16 protein-coding genes are annotated in these 18476 nt (G+C 53.8%); 1 reads left to right on the top strand and 15 read right to left on the bottom strand.

Annotated elements, in window-relative coordinates; genetic code table 11:
• Window positions 1–25: 25 nt before the first annotated feature.
• The 15 genes from ACE6ED_RS09650 to ACE6ED_RS09580 all read right to left on the bottom strand — a co-directional run bounded on the left by ACE6ED_RS09650 (window position 26) and on the right by ACE6ED_RS09580 (window position 17710).
• On the bottom strand, window positions 26–1951 hold the full coding sequence (locus ACE6ED_RS09650) for a stage V sporulation protein D (protein ID WP_410826903.1): 1926 nt from the start codon (window positions 1949–1951) through the stop codon (window positions 26–28).
• Between the two features lie 111 nt (window positions 1952–2062).
• On the bottom strand, window positions 2063–4309 hold the full coding sequence (locus ACE6ED_RS09645; RefSeq protein ID WP_410826902.1) for a penicillin-binding transpeptidase domain-containing protein: 2247 nt from the start codon (window positions 4307–4309) through the stop codon (window positions 2063–2065).
• 49 nt (window positions 4310–4358) lie between these two features.
• Entirely contained in the window at window positions 4359–4748 is a 390-nt protein-coding gene (locus ACE6ED_RS09640) for a hypothetical protein (RefSeq protein WP_410826901.1), read from the bottom strand.
• Between the two features lie 20 nt (window positions 4749–4768).
• Window positions 4769–5737 carry a 16S rRNA (cytosine(1402)-N(4))-methyltransferase RsmH gene (rsmH, locus tag ACE6ED_RS09635; protein WP_410826900.1) on the bottom strand — a complete coding sequence of 323 codons (969 nt, stop codon included), beginning with the start codon at window positions 5735–5737 and terminating at the stop codon, window positions 4769–4771.
• 41 nt (window positions 5738–5778) lie between these two features.
• The gene (gene mraZ, locus ACE6ED_RS09630; RefSeq protein ID WP_410826899.1) at window positions 5779–6216 is read right to left on the bottom strand and encodes a division/cell wall cluster transcriptional repressor MraZ; all 438 of its coding nucleotides are present in this window, start codon (window positions 6214–6216) and stop codon (window positions 5779–5781) included.
• A 254-nt stretch (window positions 6217–6470) separates the two neighbouring features.
• A complete protein-coding gene (locus ACE6ED_RS09625; RefSeq protein ID WP_410826898.1) occupies window positions 6471–7739 on the bottom strand; it encodes an adenosylhomocysteinase in 1269 nt (422 codons plus the stop codon).
• Between the two features lie 27 nt (window positions 7740–7766).
• Window positions 7767–9398 carry a bacillithiol biosynthesis cysteine-adding enzyme BshC gene (gene bshC / locus ACE6ED_RS09620; protein ID WP_410826897.1) on the bottom strand — a complete coding sequence of 544 codons (1632 nt, stop codon included), beginning with the start codon at window positions 9396–9398 and terminating at the stop codon, window positions 7767–7769.
• Window positions 9399–9570: 172 nt separating this feature from the next.
• Window positions 9571–10491 (bottom strand): ABC transporter ATP-binding protein, encoded by a 921-nt coding sequence (locus ACE6ED_RS09615; RefSeq protein WP_410826896.1) that lies wholly within the window; start codon window positions 10489–10491, stop codon window positions 9571–9573.
• On the bottom strand, window positions 10488–11483 hold the full coding sequence (locus ACE6ED_RS09610; RefSeq protein WP_410826895.1) for an ABC transporter ATP-binding protein: 996 nt from the start codon (window positions 11481–11483) through the stop codon (window positions 10488–10490). Before ACE6ED_RS09610 ends, ACE6ED_RS09615 begins: the two co-directional genes overlap by 4 nt.
• Window positions 11484–11496: 13 nt before the next feature.
• Window positions 11497–12444 carry an ABC transporter permease gene (locus tag ACE6ED_RS09605; protein ID WP_410826894.1) on the bottom strand — a complete coding sequence of 316 codons (948 nt, stop codon included), beginning with the start codon at window positions 12442–12444 and terminating at the stop codon, window positions 11497–11499.
• A gap of 2 nt (window positions 12445–12446) precedes the next feature.
• Window positions 12447–13379, bottom strand: coding sequence for an ABC transporter permease (locus ACE6ED_RS09600; protein ID WP_410826991.1), 933 nt, complete (start codon window positions 13377–13379; stop codon window positions 12447–12449).
• 197 nt (window positions 13380–13576) lie between these two features.
• Window positions 13577–15322: a peptide ABC transporter substrate-binding protein gene (locus ACE6ED_RS09595; RefSeq protein ID WP_410826893.1), complete on the bottom strand. Its 1746-nt coding sequence runs from the start codon at window positions 15320–15322 to the stop codon at window positions 13577–13579.
• 150 nt (window positions 15323–15472) lie between these two features.
• The gene (locus ACE6ED_RS09590) at window positions 15473–15859 is read right to left on the bottom strand and encodes a DUF3397 domain-containing protein (RefSeq protein WP_410826892.1); all 387 of its coding nucleotides are present in this window, start codon (window positions 15857–15859) and stop codon (window positions 15473–15475) included.
• 17 nt (window positions 15860–15876) lie between these two features.
• Window positions 15877–16854 (bottom strand): ketopantoate reductase family protein, encoded by a 978-nt coding sequence (locus ACE6ED_RS09585; protein WP_410826891.1) that lies wholly within the window; start codon window positions 16852–16854, stop codon window positions 15877–15879.
• 205 nt (window positions 16855–17059) lie between these two features.
• Window positions 17060–17710 (bottom strand): RsfA family transcriptional regulator, encoded by a 651-nt coding sequence (locus tag ACE6ED_RS09580; protein WP_410826890.1) that lies wholly within the window; start codon window positions 17708–17710, stop codon window positions 17060–17062.
• A gap of 330 nt (window positions 17711–18040) precedes the next feature.
• On the opposite strand from ACE6ED_RS09580, the gene ACE6ED_RS09575 reads away from it, so the two are divergent.
• On the top strand, window positions 18041–18277 hold the full coding sequence (locus tag ACE6ED_RS09575) for a DUF2626 family protein (RefSeq protein WP_410826889.1): 237 nt from the start codon (window positions 18041–18043) through the stop codon (window positions 18275–18277).
• Window positions 18278–18476: the final 199 nt, after the last annotated feature.

Here is an 18476-nt window from a genome sequence, read left to right as displayed (position 1 = left end):
GCGTTTTCATTTCCTCATGCTACCATTATGAACCGGGCGAGCCCATATAAATCCGGATCGTGGAACCCCGCTCTACCCTTGCGCCGGGTTTGGGCGCCTGGCTGATCACGGTATTGCCGGTGCCCGAACGGGCCAGGTTGAAATTCATGTTAAGTTCCTCATAAAGGTCCTGTACCGTCGCACCCACCAGGTTCGGCACGGTAACAAGAGGCGTTTCCCCATATTTGTATTCCTTCGGAATCTGGTCGGTCCGCGGCGGCACTTTCAGCACGTGCAGCGCGTCTTCCAGAATGTTTTGCACAATCGGTGCGGCTACCACGCCGCCAAACTGGATGCCCTTCGGATTGTCCACAGCGGTGTACACGACCACTTGCGGATCGTCCGCCGGCGCAAAGCCGATAAATGAAACTATATGCTCGGTCGGCGAGTAGCGTCCGTTAATGACCTTTTGGGCCGTACCGGTCTTGCCGCCGACCCGGTAGCCGTCGATAAACGCCGGCCGGCCCGTGCCTTTGGCGACCACGCTCTCCAGCGCGCTGCGCACCTTGGCCGAAGTTTCGGCGGAAATGACCTGCCGGACCGGTTTGTTGTCCGTCTCGGACACGGTTTCGCCGGTTTCGGGGTTGATCCAGGCTTTGGTCACATGCGGCCGGTACAGCTTGCCCCCGTTTATCGCAGCAGACACCGCGGCAATCTGCTGGATGGGGGTAACCGATACCCCCTGCCCGAAGGAAGTGGTCGCCAGCTCGACCGGACCTACCCGCGACGGCTTAAACAGGATGCCGTTTTCTTCGCCGCCGAGATCAATGCCGGTTTTGCTGCCAAAACCGAAGTTCCGGATATACTGGAACAGCGAATCTTTGCCCAGCCGCTGGCCCAGCGCCACAAACCCCGGGTTGCAGGAGTTCTCCACCACCTGCAGGAAGGTTTGGCTGCCGTGGCCGCCTTTTTTCCAGCAGCGCAGCCTCGCTCCGCCCACTTCGACATACCCCGGGTCAAAAAACCGCTCCCGGTTCAGGTCCACCTTGCCTTCCTCCAGCGCCGCGGCCAGCGTAATAATCTTAAACGTGGACCCCGGCTCGTAGGTCATCCAGATCGGCAGGTTCCGGTTATATACTTCCGAATTGTAGGCTTTGTAATTACCGGGTTCGTATCCGGGCCGGCTGGCCATCGCCAGAATTTCGCCGTTTTTCGGGTTCATGGCGATGGACCAGGCGCCCTTCGCCTGATATTTGACCATCGCCTGATCCAGCTCGCGTTCCATAATCGACTGGATCTGCTTATCGATGGTCAACATCATAGTCAGTCCGTCTTCCGGTTCGGCGTACTTCTCCGACGAGCCGGGCATCAACCGTCCCCCCGCGTCCGAGAGATACGAGATATTGCCGTTTAGTCCGCTTAGCAGCTTGTCATACTTCAGCTCCACGCCTGTAATCCCTTGATTGTCGATGCCGGTGAAGCCAAGAATATGGGCGGCCAGGCCGCCATAAGGATAATAACGTTTGTTGTCCTCAGCCACAACGATGCCCGGAAGCTGCAAATTACGGATTTTCGCGGCAAGCTCCATCGTAATTTTGCGGCCGCCGGGCTGAAGCTTCACTGTGGATTCCCGTTTGGACAGCAGGGCCGTCAGCTTCTCGCGGCTCATTCCAAGCAGCGGCGCAAGCGCTTCGGCCGTCTTTTCCTTCTCCTTCACCTGCACCGGTATGGCCAGCACTGTCGGCGAACTGATGTTATAAGCCAGGGAGATCCCCTCCCTGTCCACAATTTCGCCGCGTTTGGCCGTAAAAGGAATGTTGCGCCTCCATGAATCTTCGGCCCTGGCGGACAGCTCCTTATTTTTCGAGAGCTGCACGTAGCCGAGCCGGACCGCAAGCGACGCGAACAGCACGGCCAAACCAACCAGACTCCAGAGCATCCGGCGTCTGGTCACCACTCTAGATCCTTTCACTTCCGTCCCCCGCTTTCGCCCCGAGAGGCCATGAATTGTTTGATTCATGACTATTCGGGACAACCCGGGGTTAGAACCGTTTGTCCGGCGCGGAGGTCCCGCCAGGGCCTGTTAGCCCGGCGGGACCTCCGCTTCCTCTTCGCCTTCCTCCGGATCCGGAGTCACGGGAATCTGCTCGCCGTAGGAATTAACCGGCTTCAGCTTCAGGGTGACCGTTCTCTGTCCGTCCTTGGTGTCTTCGGTTTGACTCTCGACATACCCTTCGCCTTCAATCCGGATCCCGATTTTCATCAGCGACAAAATTTCCAGCGCATCCCGCAGCGATTCGCCCTTCAGATCGGGCAGCTTCATCTTGTCGCTTTGTTCGCTCAGCAGGAAGATCCGCTGCCCGGGGGCAAGCTTTGTTCCCGCCGCAGGATATTGGCTGACCACGTCCGCCCCTGTACCGACGGCTTCAAAATCGTAGCCGTCTTTCAGCAGCTGCTCGCGCGCCGCTTCCACGCTTTTGCCGGTAAGGTCCGGCGCGGAGCGGAGGGCTGCCGTGGCGGCCGTACCCGCTGCGGGGTCCGAAGCCTTGTCTTTGCCTTTGGTTTCCGTCACCTTGGGGACGCCCATATACGGCAGCGCCTGGCTGACGATCTTCTGGAAGACCGGCGCAGCCGCCTTGCCGCCGCCGTCCGAGTCCTTCGGCTCGTCGATAATAACGATCATGGCAATCTTCGGATCATTGACCGGCGCATAACCGATAAACGAGGCAAGCACCTTGGAACGGTCGTAGTCGCGAAGCGACTGGCTGTATTTAATTGCCGTCCCCGTCTTGCCCGCAACCCGGTAGCCTTCAATATAGGCATGACGTCCCGTGCCCTTCTCCTGGTCGGATACGACTGCTTCCAGGTAGCTGCCCGTTTCTCTTGCTGCGGACTCGGAAATTACCTCGCGCACCACTTCTGGCTGAATCAGCGTTTTATCACCCGTGTTTGGATTGGTAATTTCTTTAACCAAATGGGGTTTCATCAGCTTCCCGCCGTTGGCGATCGCCGCTACCGCCGCAAGCTGCTCGATCGGTGTAACCTGCACCTTGCCGTGCCCGTACGCCAGGGTCGCGTACTCCACATCATACTGCGGCGTTATCCGCCCGCTGACTTCGCCTGGAAGATCGATACCCGTCTTTTCCTTGAAGCCAAAGTTCGTGATATAGTCGACCAGCTTTTCTTTGCCCAGCATTTCAAAACCAAGCTTGACGAACGCAACGTTACTCGAACGTTTTACGCCTTCAAGGTAAGAGATTTCGCCCCAGCCGCTGTGGTTAATGTCGCGCAGTACCCGGGATGAGCCTTTGATCCGGATTGACCCTGATTTAAAAAACGCATTCGGGTTAAATAGCTTCTCCTGTACCGTTCCCGCCAGCGTAACGATTTTGAAAGTGGAACCGGGCTCGTAAATAGATTTGATGGCGTGATTATAGAAGTTCCCGTAGTCCGTGGTTTTCCAAAATTCGTTGGGGTTAAACGTCGGCAGGTTGGCCATACCCAAAATGTCCATCGTTTTCGGATCGGCGGCGATGACCGTCATGCTTTTCGGCTGGTATTTGGCAAAAGCCTCTTTCATCGCATTCTCGATATAATACTGGATTGTACTATCGATTGTCAGCCTGAATTTACTTCCATTGACAACCGGCTTAAAGGTCTCTTCGGCATCAGGAAGCTTGGTGCCTTTCCCGTCACTTTTGTAATTCAGGGACCCGTCCGAGCCCTTCAGCTGCTTGTCGTAATAGGCCTCCAGCCCCGCCACCGCCTTGCCGTCCCGGTCAGTATAACCAAGGATATGAGCGGCAAGCTCGTCTTTCGGATAATACCTTTTCTGCTCGCGGACGAGATCGACGCCAGGCTCCTGGACGCCATGTTTGTCTTTCAGTTCTTCCCGGAAATCCCGGACCTTCTGGGCCAGCTCCTCGTCGATTTTCCAGCCCTCGTTGCGGACCTCACGGTTCTTCGCATACTTGCCGGTCTCCTTGTCCTTGTACTCTACAATCTTCCGCAGCGATTCCTTGTCTTTGCCAAGGATGGTATGCAGGCCGTCGATTACCTCGTCGGTAAGCCCGTGCTCATGAATGACATCCGGCATGACGACCACCGTGGAAGTGGGGACATCGCTGGCCAGTACAATGCCGTTGCGGTCAACAATTTCACCCCGTTCCGCCTTGATGATCGAGGTGTGGGACCACAGCTCCGCAGCCTGTTTCTGCCAATATTCCCCCTGCACAATCTGAATAAAAAACATTCGTCCGACCAGAACAAGAAAAAAGAGGGAGATAAATCCCCCTATGAGCAGTGTGCGAAGTTTTATTCTTTTCATCATAGGCAATTCTCACAACCCTTTATAAATAAAATTCCGATGATACGCCGGTTCAGTTGCCAGCGGATTTTGTTTCCGTCCGGGGAACGTGAATCGTCTTGCCTTCGTCGGGCACCTGCCAGCCCCAGCTTTGGGCAATTTCAACAACCTTTTGTTCCAGCGTCTGCTTCTGCATCTGCAAAGTCGAAATTTCCTTTTTGTACTTCGCCGTGTTCTTGTCCAGTGCCTGTGCTTGCGCGTTCAGATCGTAAATGTGGGCATAGCGCCCGATCAGCACGGCCGAGACCGCAATAAATACGGCAAGCGTCACCAAATACAGCAGCTTCTCCTGCATGGGCAGCGCCAGACGGCGGGTAACGACCTTGGTCTTCTCGCGGTATCGCGGGTTTGTTTTTTCGTTTTGTTGCTGCTGTACAGCCAGATTTCCGCGGGTATACGCCATGTGCGACTCTCCTTTTGTCCTCATTTACGTGGGTTGTCCAATTTCTCCGCTACGCGCAGCTTCGCCGAACGCGCCCGGGGATTCGCTTCAAGCTCTTCTTCCGACGGGACGATAGGCTTACGGTTGACAAGCTTGATGATGCCTTCACCGCCGCAGACACAAACCGGAAAATCAGGCGGACAAGTACAGCGTCCAACATATCCGTTCAGTATCTGCTTGCAGATCCGGTCTTCCAGGGAATGAAACGTAATGACGGATACTCTGCCGCCGGGCGCCAGGCAGCGGACCGCGCTGTGCATGGCTTCCTCCAGTGCGCCAAGCTCATCGTTAACCGCGATGCGCAGTCCCTGAAAACTCCGTTTGGCCGGATGGCCGCCAGTGCGGCGCGCGGCCGCCGGGATGCCCTCTTTTACCAGTTCAGCCAGTTCGCCCGTCGTTTCAATGGGCTGCTTGCTGCGCCGTTCCGCGATGACCCGGGCAATTCTGCGGGAAAATTTCTCTTCCCCGTACTGGAACAGCACTCTGGCAATCTCCTGCTCCGGCCATTCGTTGATGATCTCATGCGCGGTAAGCGCTGCATCCTGATCCATCCGCATATCGAGCGGCGCGTCGTGATTGTAGCTGAAGCCGCGCTCGCCTTCATCGAATTGGGGGGAGGATACGCCGAGATCGAACAAAATCCCGTCGACTTGCGGAACCCCGTCTGTCTGCGGTACGCCTTCCATTCCGGCCAGCACCTGTTCTAAATCTCTAAAGTTGGTTTTGACCAGGGTCACCCGGTCGCCGTAAGGCGCAAGTTTCGCCTTGGCGTTGTTCAGCGCCCAATCGTCCTGATCCAGGGCGATCAGCCTGCCGCCGGAACCCAGCTGGGAGGCGATCAGGGAGCTGTGCCCCGCCCCACCAAGCGTACAGTCAACGTAGATGCCGTCCGGCCTGATGCGCAGCCCTTCTGTCGCTTCTTTTTTTAGCACCGTGATGTGATGAAACAAAGCCGCAGCCCTCCAGACCGGTCACATTAATGATGTCGTGTTTATAAATCGAAGTTGAAGTCAACCAGCTTCTCGGCGATTTCGTTAAACGAATCCTCCGATTGTCCGAAATACTGCTCCCATAGGTCCTTGTTCCAGATCTCCACCCGGTTCGATACCCCAAGAATGACACAGTCTTTCTCCAGCTTGGCATACTGGCGCAAATTGGCCGGCAAATTTACCCTTCCCTGTTTGTCCCAAACGCATTCCGCTGCCCCCGAGAAAAAAAACCGGGAGAACGCGCGGGCGTCCGACTTCATGAGCGGCAGACTTTTCAGCTTCTGTTCCATGACTTTCCATTCGTCCATGGGGTAAACGAACACGCAGGAATCAAGGCCACGGGTTGCCACAAAGGAAGCGCCAAGCAGCTCGCGAAATTTGGCCGGGATAATGATGCGGCCTTTATCGTCAATCGCATGCTGGAATTCTCCCATGAACATCGGCAGCCCACTCCTAACCCCTTAATCCCCACTTTACCCCACTTTCCACCACCTAAGCATAATAGATTCGCTATTAAAAATCAAAAACCTTTTTTACCGTTCAGGAATTTTTTTCCTGTTCAAAAAAAGAAGCTGCTTCACAAGGTATAGGATCAGGCTTAGGCTCTTTACGGGCCAAAGGATCCGCCTTGAAAACAGCTTCTTTTAACCCTCACAGAAATTAGCTTTCTGCGAGGGCGATATGTGTAATCCGCTTAAGCCAAATTCCAGCTGTCGAGGTAAGCAATTTGCTCGGGAGTCAGCGTGTCAATGCCAAGCCCCATGCTCTCCAGCTTGTAGCGGGCGACCTGCTCATCCAGCTCGTACGGCACGTTTTCGACTTTGACGCCGATTTCCTGGTAACGGTCGTTAACATATTTTAGCGACAACGCCTGCAGCGCAAACGTCATGTCCATAATTTCCGCCGGATGGCCGTCCGCGGCGCCGAGATTGACCAGCCGGCCTTCCGCCAGCAGATACAGCTTGCGTCCGTCGCGCATCTCATATTCTTCGATGTTTTTACGCACCGTCCGCTTGCTCACCGCCCGCTCGGACAATTCCGGCTTGTTCACTTCTACGTCAAAATGTCCCGCATTGCACATAATCGCGCCGTCCTTCATCACATCGTAATGCGGTCCGCGGATCACATACCGGTTGCCGGTTACGGTCACGAAGAAGTCGCCCAGCTTGGCTGCTTCCAGCATCGGCATCACATGGAAGCCGTCCATATGCGCTTCAACCGCTTTGATCGCATCCACTTCGGTTACGATGACGTTGGCGCCCAGGCCTTTCGCCCGCATGGCAACCCCTTTGCCGCACCAACCGTAGCCGACGACAACCACGGTTTTGCCGGCAACCATCAGGTTGGTTGTGCGGATAATGCCGTCCCAGGCGGACTGGCCTGTGCCGTAGCGGTTGTCGAACAAATGCTTGCAGTACGCATCGTTTACCGCCACCATCGGGAACTTCAGCACTCCCTGCTTCTCCAGCGCTTTAAGGCGGATAATGCCGGTTGTTGTCTCTTCGGCTCCCCCGCGCAGATTCTCCATCAGGTCGGGACGCTCCGAATGCAGCAAGGTCGCAAAATCGCCGCCGTCGTCAATAATAAGATCCGGCTTGGATTCGAGCGCCTTAATGTTGAGAGCTTTAAATTCCTCGGGACTCGGGTTGTATTTGGCAAACACAGTAATACCGTCTTCGACAAGCGCCGCACAGACATCGTCTTGGGTCGACAGCGGGTTGGAGCCGGTAATCGTTACTTCCGCTCCGCCGGCCTGCACGACTTTGGCGAGGTAAGCGGTTTTGGCTTCCAGATGGAGCGTAATCGATACCTTCAGCCCTTTGAACGGCTGCTCCGCTTCAAACTGCTTGCGAATCCGGTTCAGCACCGGCATATGGCTCGAAGCCCAGTCGATCTTCAGGCGGCCTTCCGCTGCAAGCGAGATATCGGCGATAATGCTGTTTTCTTTCGATAATGAACTCATTGATCTGCCTCCTTTAGGTTCATTGAATTACATATGCAGAATCCGATGGGTACCGCTGAAGTCCGGTTCCAGCTCCAGCAGCTGGTCAATCCACTCGAACCCGTAACGGTTTAAATAAAATAGCACGTTGTACACCCGCTCCTGCGGCTTGCCGAGCGGATACAGCCCATGCTCAATCCGTTCCCACTGCCGCAGCGCGGCTTCGTGCTGTTTGGCCGCCGCTTCGGCGGTTTTGCCGGCCAGGAAATTAATCTGGTCAACAATTTTATCGCGGTTACTGCCCCCCAGCTTAACCAGCCCCGGCTGAACCGTGCCGATTTTGCCGATCAGCGGCTCATACAGCGCCAAAAATGCCGCTTTTACCTCTTCAAACTGGCGGTCCAGCTGCAGTTCATCCTGCGCTTTCAGCCAATCGGCCCGTTTCTCCGCCATCCGCTCACGTACATCCGCAAACGTTAGCCCATATTTATCCATGTGCTTCTGCAGTGTACCTTCCACCATTGTATAGGACATCCGCGGAGCGATCAAAGGCATCTGCAGCCCCGCCACTCCAAAAGCGCGGGATGTGATCGCCCAATACGCGATTTCCCCGGGTCCAAGCACTGTTGCCAGAACAGGCAGGACGTAATCCTGCATAAGCGGACGGCTCAGCACATTGTTGCTGAACCGCTCGGGATGAGCGTCCAGCTCCGCCAGCAGCTCAGCTTCGGTGAAGCTGACGATTCCCTTCCGGTCCAAAAAACGGCCATCCTGCTTATGCAGCAGCAGCCTGCTTCCATCATGCACATAAAACAGATTCGCTCCGCCATCCGCTACCTCGGCCTGAAGGGTATAACCCGCTTCCCGGATTCCGGCGGCCGCTTCATGATACGCCTGCTCATATTCATCGTTTCTCTGAATGAACTGGCGGAAAAACGGCTGCTCCAGCCCGCGCAAAGCGGGATCGGCCGAGTCCAGCAAAATCAGCCCGTAGCGGCCGAACAGCGCCCCGATCAGCTTTGCAAAGCTGTCCGTCATCGTTTCCGCACTTTCGATCGATGCCCTTACCGTCTGCATCAGCTCTTCTTTGAAGTCGCTTGGCTGCAGCAGCTCATCCAGCTGGCCAATCGCTTCTTCCCAATGCTCCGCCCCGACGGGAACCTGGCTGACCGGCGCCCGGCCGGCGCCGGCCGCTTCAATCTTGATTTTCGCGATTTCATTGGAGCGGCCAAGGACATACGTATGATTCACTTCGTCCCAATCATGGTCCTCGCCGGCAATCCAGAAGACGGGGACGACTGCCCGCCCCAGCTCGGCCGCCGCTTCGCGGGCCGCCATAATGAGGGTGGCCGCCTTGTAAATCACCAAAAGCGGGCCGGTAAACAGCCCGCTTTGCTGGCCTCCCGCCACCGCCAGCGTTCCCGGCTGCTCCAGCCGTTCGATCGCCGCCATCACTTCAGGGCGGGCGTTATGTTTGCTATTGTAAGCGCGCAGTACCAAGGCCAGCTCCTGCCGCGACGCTCTTTGATCTTCTGTTTGGTCCAGCCATTCCGCCCGGTTGCGGCGGCTGCCGGAATCGCGGAAGTCTCCGCCGAACCATTGCTGTGCCGCCGGCTCTCCCTTCACCAAATCACGGGTAAGCGCGGGTCCGTCCCGCAGCGGTTCCGTCACTGCTTGCATCGCCAGATAGCCTCCTGTCTTTTCGCCTTAGCTTATGTAATGCCGAATGATGATACCCGAAACAAATACTCTATGATTGTAGCGGAAGACAGCCATGCCGTCAAAACGGTCTGTTTCTCCAGGAGGGTAAACAAAACCGCCGGCACTTTCTCCGGCGGTTCCATCCAAATGGTTATGCGTATTTTTTGGCGACCCAATGTCCTTTGGACACTTCCACCAATTCTGTTTCCGATTCGTCGGTTTTGTCGTCCACCGAATAAATCGGGCTGCCCAGCTCGTCATGCAAAATGATCCGTTTCTTGTTCACTTCGATTTCCGGGTCCGGAATCGGAATCGCCGATAAAAGCGATTTGGTGTAAGGGTGGATCGGGTTGGCGTACAGCTCTTCACTTTCAGCCAGCTCCACCATTTTACCCAGATACATTACCGCTACCCGGTCACTGATATGCTTAACCATGGACAGATCATGCGCGATAAACAGGTAGGTGAGACCAAGACGGTCCTGCAGCTCTTTCAGCAGGTTGACGACCTGCGCCTGGATCGATACGTCGAGCGCGGAAATCGGCTCGTCGCAGACGATAAATTTCGGATTCACCGCCAGCGCTCTTGCAATCCCGATCCGCTGGCGCTGACCGCCGGAAAATTCGTGCGGATAACGGGTGGCGTGGTCATGGTTCAGACCAACCATATCCAGCAGCTCTTCAATCCGTTTTTTGCGTTCAGCGCGGCTGCCGGCCATTCCGTGAATATCCAGCGCTTCCCCAATGATGTCCGATACAGTGAACCGGGGGTTCAGCGAAGCGTACGGATCCTGGAAAATCATCTGCATATCGCGGCGGATCGCCTTCATTTTGCGCGGAGCCAGCTGGTAAATATCCGTGCCGTTGAACTTGACGCTTCCCGCCGTCGGCTCATACAGCCGCAGAACGGTACGTCCAGCTGTAGTCTTGCCGCAGCCTGACTCGCCTACCATGCCAAGTGTTTCCCCTTCGCGGATCGAGAAGTTCACATTGTCGACGGCCTTGAGCACCTTGCCCTTGCCGACATTAAAATATTTTTTGAGGCCTTGGACCTCGATCAGTTGCTTTGTCAAGATTGGTGCACCTCCTTGGCCATCGGATGAAGATTCCAGCAGCGCGCCATATGCGAATCGCTGAATTCCGTAGCGCCCGGATCAATGCGTTCGCAGACCGCCATTGCTTCACTGCAGCGTGCGGTGAACGGACAGCCGATCGGCGGCTTGATCAAATCCGGCGGGGTTCCCACGATCGGAATCAGCGGTTCGCCTTTCTTCTGGTCAAGCCGCGGCATGGAGCGCAGCAGGCCTTTGGTGTAAGGATGCTGCGGGTTCTTGAAGATTTCCCAGCGTGTTCCCGTCTCCACCACTTCTCCCGCATACATGACGATGACGCGGTCGCACATCCCGGCCACAACGCCAAGGTCGTGCGTGATGAGGATAATGGAGGTGCCCAGCTTTTGCTGCATATCCTTCATAACGTCCATAATTTGCGCCTGGATCGTTACGTCGAGCGCAGTGGTCGGCTCGTCGGCGATCAACAGCGAAGGCCGGCAGGCAAGCGCGATCGCAATCATTACACGCTGGCGCATACCGCCCGAGAACTCGTGGGGATATTGGTAAAAGCGGGATTCGGCGTTCTTGATGCCGACAAGCTTCAGCATTTCGATGCCCTGCTGCTTGGCTTGGTCCGCTGACATTTTCTGATGTTTGATGAGCACTTCCGTAATTTGTTTGCCTACTCTAATCGTAGGATTAAGAGAAGTCATCGGATCCTGAAATATCATGCCGATATCTTTGCCGCGAATCGCTTCCATTTGTTTCATGCTTTTCTTCAGCAGGTCCTGCCCCTGAAAAATAATTTCACCACTTTTCACTTTCGATGGAGGCGACGGAATCAGCCGCATGATCGACTGGGCTGTCACGCTTTTGCCGCTGCCGGATTCACCGACGATTGCCACTGTCTCTCCCTTGCCGATTTCAAAGTTCATCCCGCGGACGGCCTGCACTTCTCCGCCCTTTACAAAAAACGAAACATGCAAATCTTTAACCTGCAAAATGGGTTCCATTTACGTTCACCTCCTATTTCTTCAATTTGGGATCAAGTGCGTCGCGAAGACCGTCGCCGAAAATGTTAAACGAAAGCATCGTCAAGCTGATAACCAGCGCCGGGAAAATCAGACGCCAAGGATACAGCATCCAGCCTGTGAGCGAGTCGTTGATCATAGAACCAAGCGATGCAACCGGAGCCTGGATACCCAGACCGAGGAAGCTCAGGAAGGCCTCGGCGAAAATGGCGCTTGGAACGGACAGGGTTACCGTAACGATAATCGGGCCCATGGCGTTCGGCAGCAGGTGACGGAACAGCAGACGTTTCCAGTCGGCGCCCATGGAGCGGGAAGCCAACACGAATTCGCGGCTCTTCAGCTGCATAATTTCACCGCGGACAATCCACGACATGTTTACCCAGCCGGTAATGGTAAGGGCAAGGATGATATTGAACAAACCGGGTTCAAATACCACCAGCAGCATGATAACAACAAGCAGGTAAGGAATGGAATACAGAATCTCGGAGAATTTGTTCATAATCAAATCGACGCGGCCTCCAAAGAATCCCATGATTCCGCCGTAAATAACGCCGATACAAAGGTCGATCGCCGCTGCGACAACGCCGACGATCAGCGAGATCCGCGCGCCCATCCAGGTGCGGACAAACATATCACGTCCATAATCATCCGTTCCGAACCAATGCGCGCCGGAAGGACCTTTGTTGGTATTCATCAAGTCATTGGAGTCATACGTATAAGGAACAAGATGAGGCCCGATAATAGCCATGATGACGATCAAAACGATAAATCCAAGCGCCGTCATCGCCATTTTGTTCTGACGCAGGCGCTGCCAGGCGTCCTGCCATGCCGACAGACTTTCCCGCTGAATGACTTCAGCTTCTTTTTCGTCGACGCCGATTTTGCGGAAATCATCCGCCGTCAAATTGATTCCGGATACTTGCTTTGTGTGCTCAGATGCCAACGTTACTCCTCCTTCCCGCCGGTAAGCTTAATGCGGGGATCCACTGCTACGTACGCAAGGTCGGTAATGAAACGCGCAACCATCAAAATAGCGCCATAGAAAATCGTAATCCCCATGATAATCGGATAATCCCGTGTGTTAATCGCTTGGACGAACTGTTTGCCGATGCCGCCGATACCAAAGATCTGTTCAATAACAACCGAACCGGTAATGATGTTGGCAGTCATAGGGCCTACATACGTAATAACAGGCATAATGCCGTTGCGCAGCACGTGACGGACCAAAATCGCTGGCCAGCTGAGACCTTTGGCCTTGGCAGTTTTGATGTAATCCGAATGCAGCACTTCCAGCATACTGGAACGGGTCAGCCGCGCAATAACCGCGATAGGAGAAGCGGTCAGGGCCATAACCGGCAGGAAATAGTACATCGGTCCGTTAAATCCGCTTACAGGGAAAATCGTCCATTTGAAGGCAAACACATACTGCAGCATTGAGGCCACGACGAAGCTGGGCACTGCAATTCCCAACACCGCCAGCACCATTGCAACATTATCTATAAGCCTTCGGTGATAAAGTGCCGCCATCATCCCTAGGAAGACGCCGACGATAACAGCCACGATGATAGCGATAACCCCAAGCTTAAGCGATGCCGAGAACGTCTGCGAAATAATGCTGGATACATCCTGATTCAGCATTTTCATCGAGATCCCCAGATCCCCTTGAGCTACATCCTTCAAATACAAACCATACTGCTCCCAGACGGGCTTGTCTAAATTGTATTGCGCACGCAATCTTTCCAGAATTTGTTCCGGAACTTTTCTTTCGGCGGTAAATGGATCACCTGGAATAGCTTTGGTCAAGAAAAATGTAATGGAAACCAGCACAAAAAGAGAAACAAACATAAACAGAAATCGGTTAATTACATAACGAAACATGCCCGTCATCACCTCCTCATTAATAATAAGTCAGAAAACACGGAATGTGTAGGATTCTGTTATTTCCTGTACTTCTATAAAATAGCAAAAAAACACCTATACAAAAAAAAGGGATATATATGGAAGTCCACATATATATCCCGAAGTAATATAACACTTCAGATTATATTACTTATCCAATTGTAAGAGGTTTTTGCTTATTTTTCGATCTTGTAGGCACGAGATACATCAAGCGCTCCGCTGAAGTCGATGTTAACGCCCTTCAGGTTTTCTTTCTGGAGCGAAATGCTTGTGTAGTAGTAGATCGGCAGAAGGATCATGTCGTCCATCATCATCTTCTCGAGCTGTTTGAATTTCTCCAGACGAGCAGCGTCATCGGACAGCGTGATAACTTCAGATACAATCTTGTCGTACTCAGGGTTTACATAGCCAGTGTCGTTATTGTTGTTGTCGGATGTCCACATATCCAGGTAAGTCATCGGATCGTTGTAGTCAGCAGACCAACCGGCACGTGCTACTTGGTAGTTCAGAGCTTGCTTATCAGCCAGGAAGACTTTCCATTCGCTGTTAGCCAGCTTCACGTCGATTTTGTCGCCGAAAGTCTTTTTCCACATGTCGGCTACAGCAACCGCGATCTTTTGGTGGCCTTCGCTTGTGTTGTAGGACAGGCTGAAGCTCAGTTTATCAAGACCTTCTTCTTTCAGGCCTTCATCAAGCAGTTTCTTAGCTGCTTCTACGTCTTCAGTAAAGTAGTCGTCTTTCACTTGTGTACGGTATTCTTGACCACCGATTTGGATGCCCGGAGGTACAAAACCGAATGCAGGCGTTTGACCGCCAAGTACGATGTTGTCGATCAGAGGCTGACGCTGGATACCCATAGCCAGAGCCTTACGGATCTTCACGTTGGAGAACGGTTTGTCTTTTACGTTAAACTGGTAGTAGTAAACGCTGGAAATGCCTTTTTTGTGGAACTCGTTAGGCAGTTCTTTTTCTACAACAGGGAGCTGTTCGCTCGGAATACCGCTGATACCGCCGCCGACCATATCGATCGAACCGCTCTTGTAGTTCAACAGTTGCGTTGCATCGCTCGATACGATCGAGAAGTTGATCGTTTGAGCTTTGATGTCATCAGCTGCATAATAATTCGGGTTTTTTGTATAAGATACCGATTGGCCCGTCGTCATGGAAGTCAGGGTAAACGGTCCGTTTACGATCATAGTGTCCGGCGAAGTAGCCCAGTTTTTGTTGCCTTCAACGGAGCTGTGAACCGGATAGTACGTGTAGAAGCTCAACATGCTCAGGAAGTAAGGCGTCGGGTTTTTCAGCTTAACTTCAAGCGTTTTGTCGTCGATAGCTTTTACGCCAACTTGCGAGAAGTCAGTAACTTTACCTTCGTTGTATTCTTGAGCATTAGCGAGGTATTTGGAAATTTGGGTTACATACGGTGCAGGCTGTTCAGCCTTCGGATCCAGTACGCGCTGCCAAGCAAATACGAAATCTTTAGCAGTTACAGGATCGCCGTTGCTCCATTTAGCGTCGCGGATTTTGAAAGTATAAACCAGGCCGTCAGCGGAAACTTCCCAGCTCTCAGCCATACCAGGCTCAGGCTGCCCGGTTTCTGCATTAGGACGAGTCAGTCCTTCGTAAAGCAGTTTCAACATTGCGTTCGTCGTGCTGTCCTCAGCCAGCGCCGGATCGAATGTTGGGGGTTCAGACGTCAAAGTGAAATTCAAGGTTTGATCGGCGGCAAGCTTCTCTCCGGTAGAAGCTGTGTCTCCACCTGTGTTCTTGCTGCCTTCGCTGTCTCCGGCAGTTGCCGTCGGAGCTGTCGTCGAGCTGGCCGTGTTGCCGCTGTTGCCGTTGTTTCCGCCGCAACCGGCAAGCACTGTGCCGATTACAAGAACGAGTGCGAACAGAAGCATTAGACTTTTACTCTTCTTCATCTAGCAGTTCCCCCTAAATAGAATGTGGTATATGGTTTATGATTATACAACCAGTGGTCAAAAAAATCTAGATAAATGTTTTCTGAAAACACATTTTTTTTAAAACTTTAAATTTATGTGACAGTGACGCTTTACCGAGGCAGTGAAACATTACATTGTCTGTGATATGTACTTGATAAGACCAACGATCATAAATAGCAGATAACCCGCGCCCATAAACAAAAAACTGAATCTCCACACGGCCCGCAGCAGTCTTTTTCCGTTCACCTGCCCCTTCAGCCGGGTCTGAGCGCCTCCGATCAGGCCGGTAGCAAGCAGGACAATCAGCAGCGTCAGATAAAATCCGTAGCTTGCCGAAAACAGATTGTTAAACAGCGCGGAGACGGACAGCATCAAAAAAAGCGTCGTAACATCCATGGCAAGCATCAGCGCCTTCCGTGGTTCGCGGCCTGTGGCGACGCTGATGAAATATACGAGCAAGAACGGAAATATGGGGATCACGCTTAGGGTGATCAACGAATTGCGCAGCAAATCCAAAGCTTATTCCCTCCTCCTTACGTCTTCATGCCTTCCACCAGCCGGCAGATCATCCGGTGGGCGGGCACTTCAACTCCCGCTGATTGGGCCAGTTCCACAATCCGTCCGTTAATCCAGTTGATTTCTGTCGGGCGTCCGGCCAGTATGTCGGCCAGCATGGACGACACGTTCGCCGAGGTAGACTCGCATACCCTCAGGATGCCGTCCCAGTCCGCCGGAATTACCGGAATGCCGCTGGCTGCGTATACCGCAGCCGCTTCGTCGAACAGCTCCTTCATCAGCGACACTCTCCGCGCGTCAGCAAGCAGCTCTCCGTTTGGAATCCGCCAAATGGCCGTCAGCGGATTAATCACCGCGTTGATCAGCAATTTCCGGTAAATGATGGTATCCACTTCATTCGACAGAATGACCGAAAATCCTGCCGCTTCCAGCACTTCGGCCAAACTTCTTGCCGGATCGTTATCCGCACCCGCCGAAGCGGCGGCAGCGAACCGGTCTTTCTCCGTACTCCGCCAGCGTCCGATAGTCGTAACGCCCCGGCCGGATCGGACTACTTCGGCCGTGCCCGAGCGTTTGGCGCCTTCCGTGGTAATGGCTGCATACAGCGAAGCTTCCGGCAGCGCTTCATGCAGCCGTTCGAGATGTCCGCTGCCGTTCTGCAGACAAACGATCCGCAGCGGCCCGCCGCCGGAGGCTTCCGCAAGCAGGGGAAGCAGCGGCTCCACCGCCTGCTGCTTCACGGCAAGCAGCAGCCAATCCCCCGGGTGCCGCCGCGCCGTCTCTGCATATTTTTCCGCCTCCGCTGCTTCAATCCGGTCAGCCGGGACCTGCTGCGGCTCAGCTCCGCCGGAAAAATTGACCGTAATGCCGCCTGCACGCACGGCTTCCGCCTGCTCCTGCCCTCGGCACCAGAGGCGGACCCGCTGCCCCGACGCCGCAAGGCCGCCGGCAAACAGCAGACCCAAAGAACCCGCGCCAATGATATCGATGATCATAAATTCAGCCCGCCATTTCTGTTTTTCTACCAGTATATCCCGGGCTTGGTCAAATTCAAAGACAGAGGATAGCCTCCCCAGCCTTTCCTATCAATCTCAGGACTATGGAAAAACTGGGCACCCGTCCGCAGTAAAAGCTGTACACGCAAAAAATCCCGCTTGCGCGGGTTCGTGACCGGCGCAGTGCGGGATACCTGCTTGCTTTTTATTCAATTCGCTCCAGATTGCCGTTTGCATCCATTTTAAACCGGGTCCCGAGCTCGTCATCATCTTCATTAAGGAAGGCCAGCCGGCGGGCCCTGTCCATAATTTGAATCAGCGCCTTGTAGTCGTCGTTCACGACCCGGTAATCGGTCTGCGCCGTGTTCACTTCCTTGGACAGCCGCTCGTTTTCCATCCGCAGCTCGGCCAATTCCTCATCCTTTTCCCGCAGCTCCCGCTCCAGCATTTTCAGCTGTCTGCCGGCCTCCTGAAAGGTGCCCTTCCATTGACGCAAAAAGCGGATGACCGCGTCGATCGAAAGCGAACTTTCGCTCGCGCTATCGCTTCTTCCGTAATCGGCATCCTCCGGTCCGAGGGCGAGTCCCGCTACCTGTACGCCACGAGCGGACGATTGCTTTTTCAAGTAACTGCGTTTCTGGCGCTGCCCTTTGGCGAGCACAATCGCATCCTCGTAGCTTTTGCGGACACAGCTGTTCCACCGGAATCCGCACGCGGCGGAGGTTCTCCCGATTTTTTCCCCTACTTCCTCAAATGCGGCAAGCTGGGTGCTGCCTTCCCGAATATGGCGGAGCGTCACCTCGGCGAGAATCAAATCGTCTTCCGCGCTCCATGCATCTTGTCTAACGGCTGTCATAAAAGCCCTTACCTCCTAACGACATCTTCAAAGTCACCATCTTCATCCAGCCGGTTGCTTGCTCCGGCGCTTGAATTAGGTATAAAAGCTGCTTACTCCATTTCTATGCCTCTTAAAGAGTTCATAGAATCTATTTGATACTAAATTGTATTTCCAAATCAGAGGCCAAACATACCCGCATGCCTGCAATTTCTCTACATCAAAATAAGGCACTCAGTTCTGTCTATATATTTTGTCACTTAAACTCAGGAAATCGTTTACACTTATTTGTCTACCGGGTATAATCAGGGTAACTAAGTTTCGAGTGGTACATAAGGAGGGGATTTGCGGGTGGCTCGCATGTTTCGGGTGCTTGGCTTCTTCACGCTGACGATCGGACTGATGGCATTCGCCGGAGATTTAACCGAGATGGCCTTGCTGTTCTTTTTACAGACTGCCTTCTTCGTTGTTCTGGGGTATATGAAATTTACCGAGCGAACGTATATCCTGCTATTCTGGGGATACATGATCGTCACCTTTACCGGATTCAGCTATTGGACCATATTCGAAATGGGGCTGCCGCTGTAAAACGCAGAGCCCCGGGTAAGAACGGACGCGCTGCCCGCCATAACCGGGAAGCGCGTCTTTTTTTGTATACTGGCTGTAAGCGGAAATCCTAATCCGTCGGAAGGGACAGCCCCACCATATATAGACTGAATTATTGAAAGACAGGAAAAAGGAGATGTCAAGGAGGTGTTTGGGACTGCATGACCGGCTGCTTAAGCCT

It is taken from the genome of Paenibacillus nanchangensis, assembly GCF_046543445.1.
In the GTDB taxonomy this organism is placed as follows: Bacteria; Bacillota; Bacilli; order Paenibacillales; family Paenibacillaceae; genus Paenibacillus_AQ; species Paenibacillus_AQ nanchangensis.
Note: the sequence above shows the minus strand (reverse complement) of the source record. Positions and strands in the feature narration are given on the sequence as shown.